The following is a 19,388-nucleotide window of genomic DNA, read 5'->3' as shown; positions in this document are numbered from 1 at the left end:
AGAACCTACGGTAGGAGGGGCGAGGAACTAGACGATGAAGGTGCCGTTACATGACAGGGAGCGCGTGGTCATCAAGACCCGAGAACATTCCCGAGTGTTACGCCAACCTTTTGCCGTCTTTTTATTCCTCACCGCCGGGTGCGCGTTCTTGCTGGGCTACCTTTCACGCCATGACCTCTCGGACTGGCTCGCGAGCGAATCCGATCTATGGATGGTTCTCAGCCTGGTGCTCTGGTTCATTCTGGTGCTGATTTGGTGCGTGACACCGTGGGTGCGTTGGCTTCGCAGCTGCATCATCTTGACCACCGAGAGAATCTTGTTCCGGACCTCTTTTGGGCGCGCGGACCTTGAATCTGTCGGACTTTATTCCGTGCGCGACGTAATTGCGCACACCAAACAACAAGCTGCGATCACGAAACCAGGGGCCTTGGACGTTGTCTTAAGCCATGGACATGTGCGTATTATGCATGTGCCCGCAGTATCTTATTTCCGCACGTTGGCTATCGAAATGATGAGCAACTTGCATAATCAGCAGTCATCGAACTCCCAGGTAGATGCATCGAACAGTGAGGGCATTGGACAATGAGCACCGACAACTCCAATCCATCACGCCCAGATACCCCCTTGGCGGCCTCCGAAGCCGTACGCGAGGCACGCGGGCACACGGCAAACCATGAGATCCCGGCGGAGCTAGACCCGATTGCGGAACTTGCACAGGCAATGGAGAGCCCCCTGCAGGTACCTGACCATGCTTCCGACGCGGTCAAGGACCACATGGCCGAATTGGAAAAACGGCTGATCGGTGGACAGCGCGAATTCAAGCGGCGAGAAGTCGCCGCCGATGCGGGGGTCTCGCTACTTTCGGCGCGCAAACTTTGGCGCGCCATGGGCTTTCCCGAGCTCGGCGACGATGAGGTCTTCTTCAGCGGACGCGACACCGAAGCCCTGAAGACCATGGTCGACCTGGTCCGCGAGGGCAAGCTCACCGACGAAACGGCGATCTCGCTGATGCGCTCGGTCGGCCAGATGACCGATCGGATGGTCGTATGGCAGGTCGAGGCGATCGTCGAGGACATGGTTGCCAACCAGAATATGAGCGACCGGCAAGCCCGCCGCCAACTACTCGAGAGCCTGCCCGAACTTATCGGCCCTCTGGAAGAACTGCTGGTTTATTCCTGGCGCCGCCAGCTCAATGCCGGCATCCACCGGCTGGCGCTGCGCGCCGAGGCCGGGGTGGCTGCCTACAATCAGGACTCCAGCGATAGCGATGACACGCCGTTGCCGCTTGCCCGCGCGGTAGGTTTCGCCGATTTGGTTTCCTACACCTCACTCTCGCGCCGGATGAATGAGCGCACCTTGGCGCAAATGGTCCAGCGCTTTGAGTCCAAGAGCGCCGAAATAATTTCGGTCGGCGGCGGTCGCTTGGTGAAAACCATTGGCGACGAAGTCCTATACGTTGCCGAAACCCCGCAGGCAGGTGCCCAGATCTCCTTGGCCCTTTCCCGTGAGTTCGAAGCGGATGAGCTCTTGCCACGCACTCGTGTGGCCGTGGTGTGGGGGCGATTGCTTTCCCGCCTGGGCGACATCTACGGCCCGACGGTGAACCTCGCCGCTCGTCTGACTTCCCTTGCCGAGCCTGGGATGGTGCTGACCGATGCGGTGACCGCCAATACCTTGAAACAAGACGCCCGATTCATCCTGACCGCGCAAGAGGTGACCTCGGTGCGTGGTTTTGGTGATATTCAACCCTATGAACTCTCCGCTGGCGAGGGTGGCAGGCTGGTGCTGGACTAAATGGAAACCGAACAGCACTCAGAAAGCTTCCGCCTTGCGGTGAGCGGACAGACCCACGTGGGTCTGAAGCGTCAAGACAATCAGGACCGTATCCTGATCACCGACGTGATCCAGGCGGTAGCCGACGGCATGGGCGGGCACGAGGCCGGCGAGGTCGCAAGCCAGCTGGCGGTGGAGACCCTCGAAGAGCTCAATACCTTCAGCTTCAAGACCGTGGTGCCGCGTCTGCCCACCGTGGAGCAGATCCAACGCCAGATCCAACTGATCGATGACCGCATTCGTGATGCCCTGGAGTCCCGTGGCGGCACGACCCTCTGCGCCTTGGCGCTGGTCCGCAGCGCCGGCCCGGGGCAAGACCAGATCAGCCAGCCAATGGTGGTTCCCCCGTGGACCGGCAGTTTTAAGATGAGCCAGAACACCGATGTGCTCAGCAAGATTACCCCCGAGATGCTGGCCGAACACCGCGCCCGGACCGAGAAGGTCAGTGCGGAAACCCAGAGCACCGGCGAATATACGAGCCTGCTATTGGTGAATGTCGGAGACTCGCGAGGGTATCGTTTGCGCGGGCAGGAACTGCGCCAGCTCACCCGGGATCATTCGGCCGTACAGGAAATGGTTGATGCCGGACAGATCACCGAAGCCGAGGCTCGCAGCCATCCGCATCGGAATCTCATCACCCGGGCGCTGGGTGCCGGTGCCGACAGCCAGCCCGATCTCACGGTGCTCCAGCCACGCATCGGCGACCGCTACCTGTTGTGCAGCGATGGGCTGAGCGGGGAGCTGACGGAGATGAATATCCAAGAACTCCTGATCAACCACCCCGACCGCCAAGAGGCTACCCAGGTTCTGACCCAAGCGGCATTGGAGGCCGGGGGGCGTGACAACATCGCGGTGGTAGTCATCGATGTGTTGCCTGACACCGGTTCCTAATTACCGGGCGCGCTAGAAGCCAAAGCGTCGGCCGGGTGGGGCACAATTGGATACGTGAGTGAAAATCCAGTAACACCAGCAGACTCAATGATGACCCCACCGGATAGCGTTCGGGAACGCTATGAGACTCTGGTGGAACAGATACGCGCACATCGCGAGGCTTACTACCAGCAGGACGCTCCGCTGGTCCCCGACGCGGACTACGACGCGCTATTCCACGAACTGCAGCTGGTGGAGAGCCAATACCCAATACTCATGGGGCAGGATTCACCCACACTTGAGGTGGGCGGCGAAGTCAGCAGCGCCTTTGCGCCGGTCAAGCATGCAAGCCGCATGTACTCGCTGGAAGATGTTTTCACGCTTGAAGAGCTGGATGTCTGGCTCGAACGAGCCCAAGCGAATGCCACGAAGCTACGTCCTGAATCTCCGCTTAGCTGGCTGTGCGAAGTCAAAATAGATGGATTGGCGCTGAACCTGACCTATCGGGACGGCAAGCTCGTGCGCGCGGTGACCCGCGGGGATGGAACCACCGGGGAAGACGTCACGCACAACGCGCTGACCATCTCCGATATCCCGCAAGAACTCTCCGGGTCCGGCTACCCGCAAGAATTCGAGGTGCGCGGTGAGGTTTACATTGCCACCAAGGACTTCAACGCCTACAACGAGATGCTGATCGCCGAAGGAAAAGCACCGTTGGCGAATCCACGCAATGCCGCCGCGGGCTCGCTTCGGCAAAAAGACCCGCAGCAGACCGCCAAGCGTCCGTTGCGGATGTTTGTGCATGGGCTCGGACGCAGTCGGGACTTCTCGATGACCCATCAGTCCGAGGCCTATGAACTGATGCGCGGTTGGGGCCTTCCGGTCTCGCCTTATGGCCGCGTTGTTACCTCGCGTGCCGAGGTTACGGACTACATCGCCGAGAATGGCGAAAAGCGCCATGAGCTGATCCACGATATCGACGGCATTGTCATCAAGGTCGATGACCTGGCCACCCAGGAACAGCTCGGTTATACCTCCCGCGTCCCACGCTGGGCTGTGGCCTATAAATACCCGCCCGAGGAGGTCCACACCAAACTGCTCGACATCCAGGTGCAGGTAGGACGCACCGGACGGGTGACCCCCTTCGGCGTCATGGAACCGGTACTCGTGGCCGGATCCACTGTTGCCCGGGCAACCTTGCATAACCAGGAAGTGGTCAAGGCAAAAAATGTGCAGATCGGTGACACGGTCATCTTGCGCAAAGCCGGAGACGTGATCCCGGAGATCGTCGGCCCGGTCCTCGCCTTGCGCGAAGGCAACGAGGGCTTGCGGGACTTCGTGATGCCCACCGAATGCCCATCCTGTGGCCAGCCGCTGGCTCCGGCCAAGGAAGGCGACGTGGATATCCGTTGCCTCAACGCCGAATCGTGCCCGGCTCAGCTCACCGAACGCGTTGCCTACCTAGGCGGGCGCAGCGCCCTGGACATCGAGGCACTGGGCTACGAGGCAGCCGCGGCCTTGACCAGCGGCCCCGGAGAAGACCCAGCCACCCAGGGCGGTGTCATCCTCCCGGCGGGCCCCGGCCCGCTGCGCAATGAGGCCGAGCTTTTTGACCTGAAGGACAAGCTTGAACAGCTTTCCGAGGTCAAGGTATGGCGGGAGAAGCGCGCCAAGGGAGAAGGCACCGGGGAATTTGAACTGGTGCCGTACTTCTTCACCAAGCCCACCGCCAAAAAGCCGTCGGTTGCCACCAAAGGCACCGAGAAGCTCTTTGACGAGCTGGAAAAAGCCAAGAGCAACCCGCTCTGGCGCGTACTGGTCGCTTTGTCGATCCGTCATGTGGGTCCCAATGCTTCGCGTGCGATCGCTACCCGCTATGGATCCATGGACGCGGTGCTAGCGGCCCTCGATTCAGCTAACGCGGTGGAGGAACTGAGCCAGATTGACTCGGTGGGTTCGATTATCGCCGAGGCGCTGGTGGACTGGTTCAAGGTTGACTGGCACCGTGACATCGTCGCCAGTTGGCAGGCCGCCGGGGTGAAGATGCATGACGAACAAGATGAAAACGTCATCAAGCACCTAGAAGGCCTGGCCATTGTGGTCACCGGTACTCTGGAGAATTTCTCCCGGGACACCGCTAAGGAAGGCATTATCATCCGCGGCGGCAAGGCCACCGGAAGCGTGTCCAAAAAGACCGACTTCCTCGTAGCCGGCGAAGCCGCCGGGTCAAAGCTGGATAAGGCGCAGTCGCTCGGGGTGCCGGTATTGGACGAAGCAGGGTTTGTAGTACTGCTTGAGCAGGGCCCCGACGCGGCACGCGAAGTTGCATTGACAGCAAATCAAGGAGTCTAAGTGGAAAACAACAAGGCCGCACACGACCCGCTGGTGCTCGTAGCACGCCGCGCCGCGGCGGCCGGCGCCGAGGTGCTCTCCAAGCGTGACGTGGAAAAGTTCAACGTTGACGAGAAATCTGCGGCGGGAGACTGGGTCACCGACTTTGACCGGGCCGCCGAGGAAGCCATTCGTGCCACGATCATCACCACTCGACCTAATGACGAACTGACCGGCGAAGAGTATCCGAGTCGGAAGCCGAGCAATCCCAGCGGCTACCGCTGGAGCATCGACCCGCTCGATGGCACCACGAACTTTGTTCGCAACATCGCCTACTACTGCTCATCGGTGGGCGTGTGCCAGAAGCAGGAGGACGGAACCGATTTGTGGTTGGCGGCGGCCATTGTCGCCCCGGCCTTGCAAGTCGAATACTTCGCCGGCCGTGGACTGGGAGCTTGGAAGCATGATTTGCGTACCAAGAAGATCACCAAGCTCGCCGGGCCGGTTGAATCCGACGCCAAGTTGTTGGGCACCGGTTTCGGCTATGACGCGCAACGCCGCGGCTTCCAACTCGGGGTCTTGGAGGAGCTTCTGCCTGATTTTGTGAATATCCGTCGAATCGGCTCGGCAGCACTGGATCTGTGTTTGGTCGCCGAAGGCTCACTCGACGCGTACGCCGAATTTGGCACTCAGGAATACGATTGGGCGGCCGGCGCTTTGATTGCCGAGGAAACGGGCACCCCGGTGGGTCGTCCCGTGGGATATCCGGGATGGCAGTACGCCGGACTTGTAGATACCGAGAAGCTGGTCAACCCCTAGCGCATCGCCTTGCAACGCAATGCTCTCGACCACCCAAGCTCAACCTGGCTCGGTCCGCCGCCCACAAAATGGATGGCGGACCGAGCCAGAAGTGTTTTGCGGACTATTATCCGAGCAGAGCTAGCTGGCTACTGAAATAACTGATCAATACGCCGACCATGACTCCACCACACACCTGGGAGGCGGTGTGCTGGCTGCTACGGATGCGCGACCAGGATAGCAAAGCAATGAACATTATTGCCGGGGCGAGGAAGGCATCTCCTGCGGAGACGTGAAGTACCACGTAGCAGCCCACGGCTAGATGTACCGAGACTTTCCACCATAAGTTGATCAAAGCCACCGTGAGTAGCCCCGCCAAGATGGACAGCACCTCGACAAACATTGTGGCGCTTGCCCCGAGCCAGCCGAGCAAGGCCAGTCCACAGAGGATCGACACCGCAGTCAGGGCAAAGATCTTATGGCGTTGGCTGCGTTGGGTGACGTGCAGATCGCTCACGCCGCCGCGGAACTTCGCTAGCACCAAAAATAGCCAAGGAATAATTATGGTGAACGTCGTGGCGGCTACCGCCTCAACCCAGGAGATCCCGTTGTGCCGCAAGGGCGTACCGATCAACAGCAAACCGACCAGCAGGACAGGCGAGAGGACATGCGAGACTACGAGCGCAATTTTGCCCGCCAGCGAATGGCTGGTCGCTGGGGGTTGAGTTTGTGTGGTGATAGGGAAGATCCTTGATCAGTGCGTCAGGCAAAACGGCTGCAGTTGTTCGGTCTTTTCAGACCACTTTAAGCTTAACGAGTAGTGGACTTAAAGTCTGCCCGGACCGGCAGTGCGTCAATTTCCAACGGACTAGTGGCTGCGAATTAACCATCCATTGAGGATCCGCGCCAGCTGAGAACTATCCATGCAGGAGAAAATCATTGCGCTGCCGGATAAGCCGGGGCAGGTACCAACCCAGGACCAATCTTTCGGCCAGCCATCCCAGGGGACCGAAAGGTGCGGCGAAACGTATCCGGTCAACCATCAGCGTCTCTCCGTGGAGTTCATGGAACTCGTGGACGTGATGGAAAGACTTAAACGGTCCGCGGAGCTGTTCATCGACGAACATTTCTGCGGATTTCATCTCGGTGATTTTCGTCGTGAGGCTAAACGGGAGCCCGAAATGTCGAGCCTTCCAGGTAACTTGTTCGCCGAGCGAGATGAGTCCACTTCTCACCCCGGCTATGGCTTGTTCTTGGGTGTTAGCCATGGAACCGCGGTGCAAATCGATGCTCCTCGAACGGTCAAAAAGTTCGGTTCGATCCATTGGAGTGCGAGTGACACATTCGAAGTAGACAGCCATACGCCCCAGTATTGCAGCTAGGTTTCGCAGGGCTGTGTTGAACCGGCTTAGTGCACTCGGAGATTTTCCAAGCTGATTCCCTCGGCTGCATCGTCATAGTAGGCACGCTTCTTCAAGCCCGCCGCGGCTGCCTCGTCGAGCACCACCACAGCATCCTGATGCAGCTGCAGTACGGACCCGGGGCACGAAGCCGACAACGGTCCTTCCACCGCCAACGCGATCGCCTCTGCTTTCGACTCACCGGTAGCCAGCAGCACCAGCCGCCCGGCCTCCAGCACCGTGCCAAGACCCTGGGTGACGCAATGGGTTGGAACATGCTCGATTCCGTCGAAGAACCGTGCATTGTCGATTCGAGTCTGCGCAGCCAAACGCTTGATCCGGGTCCGGCTACGCAAGGCGCTGCCTGGTTCATTGAAGCCGATATGGCCGTTGCTGCCGATTCCAAGGATCTGAACCTGGACGCCGCCGGAATCCTTGATCGATTGGTCATAGGCGCGTGCGTTGGCTTCGATTTCCTCTAAGGAATCGGCCATACCCTGAGGCGTGTGCAGCCCGCTGACCGGCATGCCGAAGGTGTTGCAAACCTCGGCGATGAGTGTCTGGCGGTAGGACAGTTCATGAGTGTCCGGAATGCCGATGTATTCGTCCAGCGCGAAGCCCTGGGCCTTGGAAAAATCTGCGCGTCCCTCGGCTACTGCCGCACTGAGCTCGCGATACAAACCAAGCGGCGAAGAGCCAGTGGCAACACCGAGCACGGGGTCTTTCCCTTTGCCGTGGTGAGCTAGTCCAGCGAGGACGTTATCTGCGGCGATACGGGCAACATGCTCCGCGGAAGAACCAATGAGAACGCGCAAGTCGTTCACTCTCCGATCTGTTAGTGGAAAATACTTCTAGTTGGGCAGGCCGCGAGCCGTAGGCCTAATCGTTGGATGTGAACCATCACGATGCCCTTTGCAGCACAAAAATCAATAAGTAAGTGGCCGATTCCTTGAGCGGAGTCCAAAATGCCGGCCGTGGCCGAAAATCATCCTAAAAACAACTGATTGGGCGCCGAATGGATTGCTCGGCCGAGTCCTCGGGCTGGGCGTTCACCACAGTGTGAATATCGAGGATTGCCGCGTGAACTGCGGCAACGCTAGTAAGTTTACTGGTTGCCGGCCCGAGATGGCAGCTGAACTAACTATTGTTGCTTCGAAAATCGGCTTGTTTCCCGTGCCGGCTTGGGAGAATTACCTTGTCGACTTCAACCGGCATATGACTCGTCATTTACGATCAGAAGCATCGGTACGGCCTCACGCTGCAGAGCGAACTCTTCACGATTCGTTTATTGCCGGGCGGCCGAGCGGTGCAGGCCCAATAGTCGGCGAAGTGCCCTGCCGCAGCACCGCGAGCCGGATATCAATGGCAAACTAGAGGCACCATGTCTGAAGTTGATGATTGCAAAGCAGCCAAGGGCCAGTTGCGCATCGAATTGGCCAGCGCAGCCGATTACGAGCGCATCGGCGACCTCACCGTTGATGCGTACCTGCAGGCCGGGCATTTTGACGATCCGCAGCATGAGTACCTGCACTTTGTTCGCCAGGTTGCCCAGCGCGGTGCCCACTGCGATATTTTCGTGGCACGCAAAGACGGCCGGATCATTGCCTCGATGACCCTGATCCAAGCGGGCAACGAATACGCTGACGTTGCCCTCGAAGGTGAACTCGAAATCAGGATGCTCAGCGTGGATCCAACCGTGCAACGCGCTGGCGCCGGACGAGCCATGGTGCTGGCGGCGATCGAGCATGCCCGCCAGCTACCGGGGGTGCACGCCGTGTCTCTGACCACCGGTGGCCACTGGAGTGCGGCCCGGCGGCTGTATGAATCCCTAGGCTTCACCCACCGCCCGGAACGAGACTGGGTGGTTCCGGATACCGACATTCGCCTCGTGGTGTATGCGCTAGTGCTGGAAAGCTAAAGAATGTGCCTAATGCTGACTTGTGGCGAGCCTTTCTGGCTTGGCGCTCTCGCATTTGCATAGACTGGCGCCATGCGTCGTTTCCCCCGAAGTGCAGTCGCCCTGTCCATTGCAGCCCTCGTTGCTGGCTCTTTTACCGCCTGCAGCGCGGCGACACCGGATCCGAAGCCCGCGGCCGAGGCGCTTGCCGCCGCGCTTGGCTCCGGCGACTTCTCCGCGGTGCCACTGGCCGGAAGCGACGCCAGTGCGGCGGCGAAGAGCCTGGAAACCGCGTATGGCCCGATGGGGGACATCAAACGCAGCCACACGGTGCTCGGTGCCGCCGAAGACGAAGAGTCCCAAGATGGGGTGAAGACCGCCACCGCGACGCTGCAAACCACCTGGGACGTTGACTCCAGCGATACCGATCTGACCTATGACACCCAAGCGGTCATGGAATTTGATGAAGAGTCCGAGCAGTGGAAGCTGCGCTTTGATCCGAAGATTCTCGCACCAGAACTGGAAGCCGGCCAATACCTCGATGCGCGCTTCAGCGAAGCCGCACGCGGGCAGATCCTTGGCGGCAACGGCAACGGCAACGCGCTGGTGAAGAACCGTCCGGTGGTGCGCGTGGGGATCGATAAGACCCGAGCAGAATCCGGCGAGTGGGAAGCCTCCTCACGCAACCTGGCAAAACTCGTGGGCATTGACGAAGATTCCTTCGCGAACCGTGTGGAAAAAACCGGTGCCAAGGCGTGGGTCCAGGCAATCGTATTGCGCGATGATGCGGACCGCGAAGTGACCGACGAACAGATTGCAGAGATTCCCGGAGCCCTCGGGCAACCCGATGAGATGCCGTTGGCGCCCACACGAGCCTTCGCCCGCCCGATCCTTGGAAGCGTCGGCCAGGCGACCGCCGAAATCATTGAAAAGTCCGAAGGGAAGATACAGGCAGGTGACCAAGTTGGTCTTTCCGGCCTGCAAGCCACCTATAACGAGTCCCTGGCGGGCACCGCCGGGGTAACGGTTTCGCGGTACAACGCGGAGCACGAACCGATGGCCGAACTGCTGGGCACCGAGCCGGTGGCTGGCGAGGATCTCCAGCTTTCGCTGAATGAAAAGCTGCAGACCGTCGCAGAGTCCCTGGTTTCCGAATCCGATTCTGCTTCATCCATCGTGGCGATCCGGCCATCCGATGGCCAGGTGCTGGCGGCGGCTTCCGGGCCAGAGTCCAATGGGCTGAATACCGCGCTGAAGGGGCGGTACGCTCCAGGATCCGTCTTCAAAGTCATCAGCGCCTTAGCGATGCTCCGCGAGGGCGAAACCCCGCAGAGCCAGGTGCAATGCCCGGCGAGCACCGAGGTAGATGGCAAGAGCTTCAAGAACTATGACGGCTACCCCTCGGGTGCCGAGGGCACGATTCCGCTGGCCGAGGCCATTGCCGAATCCTGCAATACGGTATTCGTCAATGCAGGCAGCGAACTAGGTGCTGAATCCGTAGCCTCGGCCGCCAGCTCGCTGGGGCTTGTCGCCGAGGATGGCACCGGAGCCGAAGCATTTATCGGCTCCGTTCCCGATGCCTCGGAAGGAACCGAACTGGCTGCCAACATGATCGGACAGGGTGTGGTCGAAGCTTCCCCGCTGGGCATGGCCACAGTCATGGCATCAATCGCCCAGGGCAGCACCGTGCAACCACGGCTGGTGCTGGACCCCGAGCCGAAGGAACCTGCGCAGGCGAAGACCGAATTGACCGAATCCGAAGCCGGACAGCTGCAGGAAATGATGGCTGGGGTCGTGGACCATGGCACGCTGAGCGACCTGAAGTCGGTGCCGGGAGCAAAGATCATTGGCAAGAGCGGCACCGCGGAATACGATGCGGAACGCAACGCGCACGCCTGGGTGATCGCCGCCCAGGGCGACCTCGCGGTGGCGGCCTTCGTCGAAGACGGAGACGGGGGAGCGCAGACCGCCGGTCCGCTGGTCGCCGATTTCCTCACCGGCGCCGGCAAGTAAGCCCGCCCGGGGTTCAGGGGCGCGCGGTGGCGAAGTAATCGCGGGCAAGGAGGCCCATGATGAGCTGGTCATGAAACTTGCCTTGGTGGAAATACACCTCTCGTTCGCGGCCTTCGAGGCTGAAGCCGGCTTTTTCATAGGCCCGCAGCGCACGGGTGTTGAACGCCGCGACCTTTAAGCCAATGCGGTTCAGCCCCATCTCGTTGAAGCCGTAACCGGTCATCAGCCGGACCGCACGGGTGCCGTAGCCACGGTCCACGTGCTCCCCGCCAAGCATGATGGCAAATTCCGCTGCGCGGTGCGGCAGCGCGCCACCGGCGAGCGTGGCATGCCCAATGAGGTTGCCCTGCGGCTTTTCGAAGATGCTGAATCCGGCGTCCCCGCTGTTCGGCTTGTTCTCGCTCCACACGGCCAACATATCCATTACCCGCTGCGATGGCCTGGGCTTGGCGATCCTCTGTTGGAGCACCGCCCACTGCGGGTCATTCCACCACGCCGCCAGCTGGGCCAAGTCTTCTGGCTCCACCTCGCGCAGGCACACCCGTTCATCCTGTAACAGGGCTGCGCCGTAACTTTGGGCTTGGCTGGCCTGGTTCCACTGAGCATCGGTTGTCATGGATCCCATGCTATCGATATCCTCTGGCGGCACGGGCTCTGCAGGAAAATTAACATGCGCCTTGAGAGCCGCGGGCAACACGAGGGTCAAGCTCTTGTGCGCACGTCGCTGACTTGGCAGACTGAGCCCATGGGCATCGTCTACAACACCTCAATGTCGCCAACCAAAAATGAGTTGGTGTCCGCTTGGCTGGTCAAGCAGGACTTCTATTCTGGTCAGGGCGTCCCGAAACTTGAACATATCGGCGGATTCCGGCTCGAAGACCCCCAGGGGAAGGTCGGGGTGGAGCTGCGCATTTATGCGGATCATGCCGACACCTCCGAGGTGATTTACCATGTGCCCTTGAGCTATCGAGAAGCACCCCTCGAAGGCGGCGAGCCGTACCTGATAGGCATCGGCGAGCACGCCATCCTGGGGCCGCGCTATGTCTATGACGCGGCCGGGGACCCGGTCTTCAACGACCAGGCGCGCGGACTGCTCGCGGGCAAATCCATCCCGCAGCACCACACCGAATCATTTACCGACGATGCACGGATCACGCTCACCGGCGAGACCAGCGGGAAGCGCGCCGTCATTATCCGCAAGCCGGTGGCCGGCAAGGCCAGCGCCCCGGGAGTCATCGGCTTCTGGGAGAATGCGCTCGGCCAGGAGCTGAGCGGTTTGGTATTGCGCACAGCATAACCTCCGAAGGACTTTTGCGACCTAGTTGAGGGCGGGCAAGGGATAGACTTGTCTGTGAAACCCATCCGCCCACTTTAGGGAGATATATGTCTGCCATCAGCCGTGAGGACCTCGTGCACTTGTCACGATTGGCCCACATCGAGATGAGCGGCGCAGAGCTGGACAAGATGACCGGTGAGCTCGGCGTGATCGTCGATGCCATCGCATCCGTCAGCGAAGTCGCCTCCTCCGATATCCCAGCCACCAGCCACCCAATCCCGTTGACCAACGTATTGCGTGAAGACGTGGTGGGGCAGACGCTGAGCATCGATGAAGTTCTGCTCAACGCGCCTGACTCGGACTCGAACCGCTTCAAGGTCCCGGCAATTCTGGATGGTGAATAACCTAGTGTCAGATCTGATTCGTCTTTCCGCCACCGAGCTGGCAGCAAAGCTGCGCGCTGGCGATGTGACTTCCGTAGTCGCCGTCCAGGCTCACCTGGATCGCATCGCCGAAGTTGATGGTGCACTGAACGCCTTCCTGCATGTGAACGCCGAGGAAGCGCTCGCCGTCGCCGCCGAGGTGGACGCGATCCGCGCCGCCGGCGGAGCCGAAGCCGAAGCGCTGCACCCACTGGCCGGCGTGCCTATCGCCATCAAGGACCTGATCGTCACCAAGGGCCAGCCGACCACCGCGGCATCGAAGATGCTCGAAGGATGGATGAGCCCCTATGACGCCACCGTCATCGAGAAGATCCGCGCAGCGAAGCTTCCGATGCTGGGCAAGACCAACCTGGACGAGTTCGCCATGGGCTCCTCCACCGAGCACTCCGCCTACGGGGTGACGCGCAACCCGTGGAACCTGGATCGTATTCCCGGCGGTTCCGGCGGCGGCTCGGCCGCGGCCGTAGCCTCCTTCGAGGCGCCGCTGGCTCTGGGCACCGACACCGGTGGTTCGATCCGCCAGCCCGGCGCCGTCACCGGCACCGTGGGCGTGAAGCCGACCTACGGCGGGGTCTCGCGCTACGGCGCGATCGCCATGGCCTCCTCGCTGGACCAGATCGGCCCGGTCTCCCGTACCGTGCTCGACTCGGCACACCTGCAGGAACTGATCGGCGGGCACGATCCGAAGGATTCCACCTCGCTGCCAAAAACCCTCGAGGGCCTGGTGGCCGCCGCAGAATCCGGCGCCACCGGGGATCTCAAGGGTCTGCGCATCGGTGTGATCACCGAGCTGCAGGGCGAGGGCTACCAAGCCGGCGTGCAGGCACGCTTCGAGGAGTCCCTCGACCTGCTCAAGGGCGCGGGCGCGGAAATCGTCGAGGTTTCCTGCCCTAACCTGAAGTACGCACTGGGTGCCTACTACCTGATCATGCCCTCGGAAGTCTCTTCCAACCTGGCGAAGTTCGACGGAGTCCGCTTTGGGCACCGGGTGCTTCCCGAAGACGGCGCGCTGACCATCGAACGCGTGATGGGAGCCACCCGTGCCGCCGGTTTCGGCGACGAAGTCAAGCGCCGCATCATCCTGGGCACCTACGCGTTGAGCGCCGGCTACTACGACGCCTACTACGGTTCGGCGCAGAAGGTCCGCACGCTGATCCAGCGCGACTTCGACGCCGCGTTCGCGCAGGCCGACGTGCTGGTTTCGCCGACCGCTCCGACCGTCGCCTTCGAGCTGGGCGCCAACGACAACGACCCGCTGGCCATGTACCTCAACGACGTGGCCACCATCCCGGCAAACCTCGCCGGCATCCCGGGCATCACCGTGCCCGGCGGGCTGTCCGAGGACCTGCCGGTGGGCATCCAGTTCCTGGCTCCTGCCTTCGAGGACGCTCGCGTCTATCGTGCAGGTGCGGCACTGGAAGCACTGCTGGAAAAGAGCTGGGGGCACACCCTGATCTCGCAGGCACCTGCCATTGATTCCGCGTCGATCGCGCCAAAGGCCTAAGGGGAGCACATGTCTAACTACACCGATGAACTCGTCGACTTTGATGTGGCACTGGAGAAATATGATCCGGTGCTCGGCTTCGAGGTCCACGTAGAGCTGAACACCAAGACCAAGATGTTCTCGGACGCCCCGAATGCCTTCGGCGACGACCCGAACACCAACGTCACCCCGGTTGACCTGGGTCTGCCTGGCGTACTGCCGGTGGTCAACAAGACCGCCGTGGAGTACTCCATCCTGATCGGCCTGGCGCTGAACTGCCAGATCGCCGAGCGTTGCGGATTCGCGCGGAAGAACTACTTCTACCCGGACACCCCGAAGAACTTCCAGACCTCGCAGTACGATGATCCGATCGCCTTTGACGGCTGGCTGGATGTCGAACTGGAGGACGGGGAGATCTTCCGCGTGGAGATCGAACGCGCCCACATGGAGGAAGACGCCGGAAAGCTGACCCACATGGGCGGTGCCTCCGGACGCATCCAGGGCGCGGACTACTCGCTGGTGGACTACAACCGTGCCGGAGTGCCGCTGGTTGAAATCGTCACCAAGACCATCGAGGGCGCCGGCAAGCGGGCGCCGGAGCTGGCGAAGGCCTATGTGGCTGCGGTGCGCGAAATCGTGAAGAACCTCGGGGTTTCGGACGCGAAGATGGAGCGCGGCAACGTGCGCTGCGACGCGAACGTTTCGCTGATGCTCAAGGGTGCGGACAAGTTCGGTACGCGTACCGAAACCAAGAACGTGAACTCGTTGCGCGCCGTGGAGCACGCCGTGCACTTCGAAATCGAACGCCACGCGGCGGTGCTGGATTCCGGGGCGGAGATCGTGCAGGAGACCCGCCACTGGCACGAGGACACCCGCAGCACCACCTCGGGCCGTCCGAAGTCGGATGCCGATGACTACCGCTACTTCCCGGAGCCGGATCTGGTGCCGATCGTGACCACCGCCGAATGGGTTGAGGAACTGCGTTCGCGTCTTCCCGAGCCGCCGGCAGATCGCCGCAAGCGGCTGAAGGCCGACTGGGGTTATGCGGATAAGGAATTCCGTGACGTGGTCAACGCCGGGGTGCTCGATGAGATCGAAGCGACCATCGCCGCCGGTACTTCCGCCGCGGTAGCCCGCAAGTGGTGGATGGGCGAGATTGCCCGTCTGGCCAAGGCGGCGGACAAGGAGATCGCGGATCTGGGTGTTACCCCGGAGACCATCGTTGAGCTGAACTCGCTGATCGCCGAGAAGAAGATCAATGACAAGATCGCCCGCCAGGTGCTCGAGTACGTGGTTGACGGTGAAGGCAAGCCAACCGAGATCGTTGCCAAGCGCTCCCTCGCCGTGGTCAACGACGACGATGCGTTGGGCAAGGCCGTGGATGATGCCATGGCCGCCATGCCGGACGTGGTCGAGAAGATCAAGGGCGGCAAGATGCAGGCCATCGGCGCCCTGATGGGACCGGTTATGAAGGCAACCCGCGGACAGGCAGATGCCGGCCGCGTACGCGAAATCGTGATCGAGAAGCTGGGTCTGTAAGACTCATCCTTCGTTACCCGAACGTCGAACCCCGAATTCCTTCCGAAGGAATTCGGGGTTCGACGTTTTTCCCGCAATCCACTCAGTGCGGATGCTCGCCCACCAGAGGGTGCCGTTCTTTGGAATGGCGAATCCTATAGCGTGGGCAGGAGCGGCGGGATAGTGGAGGAGAGCTTCGAAATTCAACCCGCCGGCACCCGCGTTGCCGGAGCCGGCTCCGACAGCCATTTGGCCTCAGGATGCAGCCAACGCGCGGGACGCGCGATTGAGGTTATGGGATTTAGTTCTTGCGCGAGTGGGGGTCCGGGGAATGGCCTTCGCCGCGGGCTAGGGAGTGTTCGGAAATGAGCGAACCAATGAGAAGGGTGCCTGCGGCGCATATTCCGGGCACATAGGATGCAAAGCCTAAAGCGCCGCCAAGTAGCCAATGAGCCACGGCAAAAACCGCAAATGCCAAAGCGAGGCAGAGGAGCAGGGACCCCCATTTAGTTTTTTCGCTCACGCCATCGCCTGGTGGTTCCGATTCGTTTTTGGCTTTTCCGTCCAAGCCAAACCAAGCAAGCATGCGACTCACGAAGCCCTTCTGTGCATGTCAGGTAGTTCAATCCAAGTTCAAACTGACTGGTTCCTATTAGAACTACCATCTTCACAATACGTTGCTTTGGCGGCCATGGCTATCGTCAATTTGGATGATTAAAATCCCTCTGAACGTGCGGTGAAAGGCTATATTCCATGGAATTATGCAGTCGGTGGAGTTAAAGTCCAGTGTTCGAACGCGCGGGGCAAGGGCGTGAAGGAGACTTGCCGGAGGCTCAGCGTCAACCGGCGAGCAGCAGGTCCCGGGTGATCTCGAGGTGTCCTAGATGCTGGCAGAACTCTTCCAATACGTGCAGCAGAACCCCCTGGCAGGTTTGTGCGAAGTATTCGTCCTCGCGGCCAGCTGGCAACGAAGCCGGACTGGCTTGCATCTCGGTCTGCGCCAAGTCGGCGGCGAATTCTGCACGCACTGCGGCAGCATGGGCCAGTGCTTGCACGGTGGGGAGGGTCGCGGTGAATTCGGCCGCTCGATCGCGGGGAATTGCTACCCCTAGATTCACCGTTGAAGACCAGCGGCGCATCATCCCGCAGCAGTGCACCAAGAGCTGGATGGGTGAGTTGCCGCCGGGAATCCCCGGGCGGGTATTGGACAGTTCCTCCGGCAGCTGGGCGATAATTTCGATAATCTGATCGAACTTTTCCAGGAGCAGCTGGACGAGGATCTGTTCGCTTGGTGAGTGGCTGGGCATGCAGTGATTCTAGCCTGCCCGAGGTCAGCAACTTGATGCTCTAGCGCCGATATCTACTGCCCGCGATGCATCGAAGGTAGACTGCCTCGAATAACGACTTCAATGACCCTGGGTGTTTTCTAGAGAGTGGGCGAATCATGAGTGCTTGGCCGCGAATCGCTGCGTTGGCGATGCTCCTCCTGGCGATGGTGCTGTTGATCATCTGGCAGTGGTTGCCCGCATTGCTCCTGCTTCCCTCGGCCGGCGGACTCGTAGCCTGGGAGTCCCAGGATGCACGTACCCGCAGCAGCCGGAACAGCAACGGTGGATTAAAGTAAAACAACGTCTCGCCGAGCTTTCGGCCGGCCAAACATTTGGGTGCCCACTCGGACTCAGCAACCTCATAATTGCCGGTGGGTTCTAAGCATTGAGCCTCCGCCTTCGTTTCCAATAATGCTTCATTTCATGAGTGCTTTTGATGAATCAACGCGCTTGGTCGATGGCAAAGGCTTTGGCGCGTTGCCCTCTTACTAAAGTATGAGAGTGTTGGCGTTGACTGCGTTTGCTACTCCTTAGTAAGGTTGCTGATTGTAGTTAGAATTGAATTAATTCGATCAAGTGAACCACCTTTAGTTTTGTGCTATATATCTTCGCGAAGAAAGCGGTGATTATCGAATAGCCAAAACTGATCAACGAAACAACGAGATGTTCACAGGGGACAGGCAATGCGTTCGACCAACAAAGCGTCTTTATTCGGGATGCTTCTCGGCTTTGCGCTGGGCACCGCAGCAGAAGCGATCCGCTACAACATCGGCGACCAGCGATCCTTCGGAGAAATGGCATTTTTTGTTATCTCAATGATGCTCATCGGTGCCATCGCCCCGCTGTGCAAGATGAAGAGCAAGAAGCGGAAAAGCAACGAAGGTAATGAAGGAAACTAGGCGCATTGCGCCCAGGCGATCAATTCTGTGATGGAGCGGTTCGCAATGGCCGCAGCAAACAAGAAATGCGAGAGCAGACGTTTACCGTCCGACTCGAAATAAGCGTCGGATTTGGCACCGGCTGAGGTTTCCGGAGCAATGAACACCTCGGCCAGTTTCACCGCCGATTTCATATCGGTGACGAAGGACAGCGGGTTCCACCACCAGGAGGGTCCTTCGCCGAGGATGCCTTGCACGTCGTATACCCAGGCGGTGCCCACACGGGTGCGGGGGCTACCTCACTGCTCGGGGATGGCCGTCCCAAGCGGAATGGGAACGGTCGCTTTGGCGGGATTGATTTAGCATGGAGCAATGACCTTCCAAGAAATGCCGGTTTCGGCTATGCCGGCGGCCGAAGTGTCTATTGACCGGGACCTGGTGCGCGAATTGATCCTCGCGCAGGCACGCCAGTGGGCCGGGAAGCCCCTGACGTATCTGGCCACCGGCTGGGATAATGAGGTTTACCGTTTGGGTGAAGACCTGTTGGTGCGATTGCCTCGACGTGCGCTGGCCGAAAAGATCGGGCACAAGGAGCGCAGATGGTTGCCTCGCCTGTCGTCCGACAGCGGTTTGGAGGTGGGGGCTGCGGTATTCATCGGCGAGCCGTCCGCGAACTACCCGTTCACCTTTTCGATCTGCCGGTACGTGCCTGGCATCAGCGCCGCGACGCTGGGGCGAACGCAACGTGATGCCTACGCACCGGCTTTTATCGACTACCTGCTGGCGTTGCATGGCCCGGCTCCGGAGGATGCGCCACGCAGTGAATTCAGGGGCTGCGAATTGCAAGCCGTGGACCGGCGCACCAGGGAGCAAATCTCCCAGCTTCCAGCGACGTACCGGCGTGGTGCGCAACGCATCTGGGAGCAGTCGCTGGAGGCCGAAGCCTATGGAGGGCCGCCACGCTGGCTCCACGGTGATCCGCATCCACACAATTCGATTGTGACCACCGTTGCGGGCAGGGCCGAGCTGTCCGCCCTGGTGGATTTCGGAGATCTCTGCGCCGGAGATCCAGCTTCGGATTTGGGGATGCTGTGGATGCATTTTACCGAGGAGCCGCGGGAGCAAGCGTTGCAGAGGTACAGCGTCGATCGCGGCATGTCAATGAGGTTGCGTGCCCGTGGTTGGGCGCTGCGCTACGCCATGCTCACCGCGCCACTGGGCGCAGCCGATCCCTTGGGAAAAATCGGCCGGGATACCCTGAAGGTGCTGCTGGAGGCGTGAGCCTGCCAGGCCGGCAGATGCGCAAGTCTGCTGTACAGA

21 protein-coding genes are annotated in these 19,388 nt (G+C 60.5%); 16 read left to right on the top strand and 5 right to left on the bottom strand.

What is annotated here, in order from left to right; translation table 11 throughout:
* Nucleotides 1-34: 34 nt before the first annotated feature.
* The 5 genes from CQ015_RS04250 (at nucleotide 35) to CQ015_RS04230 (ending at nucleotide 5,853) form a co-directional block, all read left to right on the top strand.
* Complete coding sequence (locus CQ015_RS04250; RefSeq protein WP_105553817.1) at nucleotides 35-586, top strand: hypothetical protein; 552 nt, start codon at nucleotides 35-37, stop codon at nucleotides 584-586.
* Nucleotides 583-1,794, top strand: coding sequence for an adenylate/guanylate cyclase domain-containing protein (locus CQ015_RS04245; RefSeq protein WP_105553816.1), 1,212 nt, complete (start codon nucleotides 583-585; stop codon nucleotides 1,792-1,794). Before CQ015_RS04250 ends, CQ015_RS04245 begins: the two co-directional genes overlap by 4 nt.
* A complete protein-coding gene (locus CQ015_RS04240; RefSeq protein WP_105553815.1) occupies nucleotides 1,795-2,724 on the top strand; it encodes a PP2C family serine/threonine-protein phosphatase in 930 nt (309 codons plus the stop codon).
* 87 nt (nucleotides 2,725-2,811) lie between these two features.
* Nucleotides 2,812-5,055, top strand: coding sequence for an NAD-dependent DNA ligase LigA (gene ligA / locus CQ015_RS04235; RefSeq protein WP_105649456.1), 2,244 nt, complete (start codon nucleotides 2,812-2,814; stop codon nucleotides 5,053-5,055).
* Entirely contained in the window at nucleotides 5,056-5,853 is a 798-nt protein-coding gene (locus tag CQ015_RS04230) for an inositol monophosphatase family protein (protein WP_105649455.1), read from the top strand. It abuts the gene before it with no gap.
* Nucleotides 5,854-5,959: 106 nt separating this feature from the next.
* Here the strand turns inward: CQ015_RS04230 and CQ015_RS04225 are convergent, their stop codons facing one another.
* Complete coding sequence (locus CQ015_RS04225) at nucleotides 5,960-6,466, bottom strand: hypothetical protein (RefSeq protein WP_146114018.1); 507 nt, start codon at nucleotides 6,464-6,466, stop codon at nucleotides 5,960-5,962.
* 289 nt (nucleotides 6,467-6,755) lie between these two features.
* Here CQ015_RS04225 and CQ015_RS19515 point away from each other — a divergent pair, with 289 nt between their 5' ends.
* Nucleotides 6,756-7,214, top strand: coding sequence for a hypothetical protein (locus tag CQ015_RS19515; RefSeq protein WP_181150350.1), 459 nt, complete (start codon nucleotides 6,756-6,758; stop codon nucleotides 7,212-7,214).
* Between the two features lie 26 nt (nucleotides 7,215-7,240).
* On the opposite strand, the gene CQ015_RS04215 is transcribed toward CQ015_RS19515, so the two are convergent.
* Nucleotides 7,241-8,047 (bottom strand): glucosamine-6-phosphate deaminase, encoded by an 807-nt coding sequence (locus tag CQ015_RS04215; RefSeq protein WP_105553931.1) that lies wholly within the window; start codon nucleotides 8,045-8,047, stop codon nucleotides 7,241-7,243.
* A 566-nt stretch (nucleotides 8,048-8,613) separates the two neighbouring features.
* On the opposite strand from CQ015_RS04215, the gene CQ015_RS04210 reads away from it, so the two are divergent.
* Together CQ015_RS04210 and CQ015_RS04205 are read left to right on the top strand one after the other, a co-directional pair.
* Complete coding sequence (locus CQ015_RS04210; RefSeq protein WP_105569885.1) at nucleotides 8,614-9,150, top strand: GNAT family N-acetyltransferase; 537 nt, start codon at nucleotides 8,614-8,616, stop codon at nucleotides 9,148-9,150.
* A gap of 72 nt (nucleotides 9,151-9,222) precedes the next feature.
* The gene (locus CQ015_RS04205; protein ID WP_105649453.1) at nucleotides 9,223-11,142 is read left to right on the top strand and encodes a penicillin-binding transpeptidase domain-containing protein; all 1,920 of its coding nucleotides are present in this window, start codon (nucleotides 9,223-9,225) and stop codon (nucleotides 11,140-11,142) included.
* Nucleotides 11,143-11,155: 13 nt separating this feature from the next.
* Here the strand turns inward: CQ015_RS04205 and CQ015_RS04200 are convergent, their stop codons facing one another.
* Nucleotides 11,156-11,758, bottom strand: coding sequence for a GNAT family N-acetyltransferase (locus tag CQ015_RS04200; protein WP_181148482.1), 603 nt, complete (start codon nucleotides 11,756-11,758; stop codon nucleotides 11,156-11,158).
* Nucleotides 11,759-11,812: 54 nt separating this feature from the next.
* On the opposite strand from CQ015_RS04200, the gene CQ015_RS04195 reads away from it, so the two are divergent.
* The 5 genes from CQ015_RS04195 (at nucleotide 11,813) to CQ015_RS18695 (ending at nucleotide 16,580) form a co-directional block, all read left to right on the top strand.
* A complete protein-coding gene (locus CQ015_RS04195; RefSeq protein ID WP_105649452.1) occupies nucleotides 11,813-12,439 on the top strand; it encodes a 1,4-alpha-glucan branching protein in 627 nt (208 codons plus the stop codon).
* Nucleotides 12,440-12,525: 86 nt separating this feature from the next.
* On the top strand, nucleotides 12,526-12,822 hold the full coding sequence (gene gatC, locus CQ015_RS04190) for an Asp-tRNA(Asn)/Glu-tRNA(Gln) amidotransferase subunit GatC (protein WP_096287501.1): 297 nt from the start codon (nucleotides 12,526-12,528) through the stop codon (nucleotides 12,820-12,822).
* 4 nt (nucleotides 12,823-12,826) lie between these two features.
* Nucleotides 12,827-14,365 carry an Asp-tRNA(Asn)/Glu-tRNA(Gln) amidotransferase subunit GatA gene (gene gatA / locus CQ015_RS04185; RefSeq protein ID WP_374955676.1) on the top strand — a complete coding sequence of 513 codons (1,539 nt, stop codon included), beginning with the start codon at nucleotides 12,827-12,829 and terminating at the stop codon, nucleotides 14,363-14,365.
* A 9-nt stretch (nucleotides 14,366-14,374) separates the two neighbouring features.
* Entirely contained in the window at nucleotides 14,375-15,883 is a 1,509-nt protein-coding gene (gatB, locus tag CQ015_RS04180) for an Asp-tRNA(Asn)/Glu-tRNA(Gln) amidotransferase subunit GatB (RefSeq protein ID WP_105649451.1), read from the top strand.
* A gap of 427 nt (nucleotides 15,884-16,310) precedes the next feature.
* Entirely contained in the window at nucleotides 16,311-16,580 is a 270-nt protein-coding gene (locus CQ015_RS18695; protein WP_146114017.1) for a hypothetical protein, read from the top strand.
* 121 nt (nucleotides 16,581-16,701) lie between these two features.
* Here CQ015_RS18695 and CQ015_RS04165 read toward each other — a convergent pair whose 3' ends face one another.
* Nucleotides 16,702-17,169 carry a DUF664 domain-containing protein gene (locus CQ015_RS04165; RefSeq protein WP_105649448.1) on the bottom strand — a complete coding sequence of 156 codons (468 nt, stop codon included), beginning with the start codon at nucleotides 17,167-17,169 and terminating at the stop codon, nucleotides 16,702-16,704.
* 137 nt (nucleotides 17,170-17,306) lie between these two features.
* Between CQ015_RS04165 and CQ015_RS18690 the strand changes: the two genes are divergently transcribed.
* Nucleotides 17,307-17,486 (top strand): hypothetical protein, encoded by a 180-nt coding sequence (locus CQ015_RS18690; RefSeq protein ID WP_146112475.1) that lies wholly within the window; start codon nucleotides 17,307-17,309, stop codon nucleotides 17,484-17,486.
* A gap of 387 nt (nucleotides 17,487-17,873) precedes the next feature.
* A complete protein-coding gene (locus CQ015_RS04160) occupies nucleotides 17,874-18,089 on the top strand; it encodes a hypothetical protein (RefSeq protein WP_105649447.1) in 216 nt (71 codons plus the stop codon).
* Here the strand turns inward: CQ015_RS04160 and CQ015_RS04155 are convergent.
* On the bottom strand, nucleotides 18,086-18,325 hold the full coding sequence (locus CQ015_RS04155; RefSeq protein WP_181150348.1) for a hypothetical protein: 240 nt from the start codon (nucleotides 18,323-18,325) through the stop codon (nucleotides 18,086-18,088). The genes CQ015_RS04160 and CQ015_RS04155 overlap by 4 nt on opposite strands.
* A gap of 115 nt (nucleotides 18,326-18,440) precedes the next feature.
* Here CQ015_RS04155 and CQ015_RS04150 point away from each other — a divergent pair, with 115 nt between their 5' ends.
* Entirely contained in the window at nucleotides 18,441-19,349 is a 909-nt protein-coding gene (locus CQ015_RS04150; RefSeq protein ID WP_105649446.1) for an aminoglycoside phosphotransferase family protein, read from the top strand.
* Nucleotides 19,350-19,388 lie beyond the last annotated feature (39 nt).

The sequence above is a fragment of the Arthrobacter sp. MYb221 genome (assembly GCF_002979835.1).
Classification (GTDB): Bacteria; Actinomycetota; Actinomycetes; order Actinomycetales; family Micrococcaceae; genus Glutamicibacter.
The sequence above is the reverse complement of the archived record's forward strand: the minus strand, read 5'-3'. Positions and strand labels throughout refer to the sequence as shown.